Source organism: Sporolactobacillus shoreicorticis, from assembly GCF_024125445.1.
GTDB classification, from domain to species: domain Bacteria; phylum Bacillota; class Bacilli; order Bacillales; family Sporolactobacillaceae; genus Sporolactobacillus; species Sporolactobacillus shoreicorticis.
This window is the reverse complement of sequence record NZ_JAMXWM010000074.1, coordinates 1-1,479: the sequence shown is the minus strand read 5'-3', so window position 1 is coordinate 1,479 and position 1,479 is coordinate 1. Positions and strand designations below refer to the sequence as shown.

At 45.2% G+C, this 1,479-nt stretch carries 2 protein-coding genes; both read left to right on the top strand.

Features of this window, described 5'->3' with window-relative positions:
• Positions 1 to 69: 69 nt before the first annotated feature.
• Positions 70 to 1,119: a hypothetical protein gene (locus NIE88_RS21935; protein ID WP_253065683.1), complete on the top strand. Its 1,050-nt coding sequence runs from the start codon at positions 70 to 72 to the stop codon at positions 1,117 to 1,119.
• Between the two features lie 109 nt (positions 1,120 to 1,228).
• On the top strand, positions 1,229 to 1,479 hold a 251-nt coding region (locus NIE88_RS21930), incomplete at its 3' end, for a hypothetical protein (protein WP_253065682.1).

The window sequence follows — 1,479 nt, the reverse complement described above, 5'->3', positions numbered from 1 at the left end:
CGTGAAAATGGAGGCGGACTTGCCCCACCAGCGATTTAAAAACCTGAAACCATTCTGAGGGTGGCAGATATGAATTCAAGAATTGCCATATACACACGCATTGGTGACTTGCTTGATGGGTGCAAGGGTTGTCCTAAAAATTGGAAACAAAGTTCTCCAGAGGTCAGATGCAAGGATTGTGCAGCATATCAGGAAATGCGAAAACTTGGCGACTCTTTAATTCGAGATGGCTTAAAGGGCAACGAAAAATATCCGCCGAAGTTAGATATGTCTGTCGCAGAATATCGACACTTTAGGGAATCTGGAAAATTGGATAAAGAAATCGCAGAAATCAAGCAAGTCAGCAAAAACACGATGGTGAACTGGAAGAAAATGCATAAGGAGGCGTTGAAAATGAATCCAATGCTGACGGTGGCCAAGTACAAGGAACTGCGCCAGACGCTGAAAACAGACACCAAGATTTGCCTTGAAACAGGAATTGAGAAGATTGATCTGCGCGAGTGGAAAAAGGTACATGCAGACGAGTTAGCGGATATTCCCATGAGTGGTCCAAAACCCGGTTGTAAGCCTTCACCCAATGCAAAAGTGAACAAGAAGATGAGCGATGAACTCAAAGCCGCCAAAGCGGAAATAAGCAAGCTGAAAAAGCTGTGTGAATTTGATGCTAAGGCGTTGTCCATTTCTGACGGAAAAGCGGGTGCTGAATACAAAACCATGAAGGACAAGCTGTTGGCCAACATTGATCATTTAACTGAGGCACTAGAAAAAGCTACAGCCGAAGCGAAGAACAAGCAGGCACAGATTGATAGCCTAGCAGAGAGCAACCGACTTTTCGAAGAACGAATGAACGAAGCACAATCCGACATTGAAAAGAACGATCAGCTTGAAACAGAGAACGAAAGGCTCAAAGAAGAAATCAATGCACTCAACGCATCTGCGCAAGACACGGAGAACGAATTGCAAGCGGCACAAGACGAGGTGTGGAATTTGAATCAGCGCCTGTCCAGTATCGTTCAGGGCGGGGAACGTGTCGCACGAGAGAACAAGCAATTGAAAGCAAGACTGCAAGCGCTGGAACGATATGTGTATCTCTTGCTTCGTCCGGATGAAAGCGCATGATAACAATCGCTCTATGGATTGTGGCAGGTCTGTCCTTCTTGTGGGGATTAACAGCAATTGGGTGCTGCATTGGTGGTTCAATACTAGCCAAACGAAAGGGGTGCGAGTGATGCACGGATTCATTGAAATTAAACGTAAAGACGGGATGCGTGATTCGATCCGAACGGATATGATTTCAAATTTTTGGGAAGAGAAGCATGGCAATAGCAAGCAAGTGAAGCTTGTCCTGATGAATGATTATGAAAGTCCCTTTGATTATCCAGGTACCTATGAAGAACTGCAGCGGGACATTGCACGGGCTGAATATCCTAATTTTGGTGATGTGGATCTTGACCACGAAAACGAAGGTGAAAATCAGTG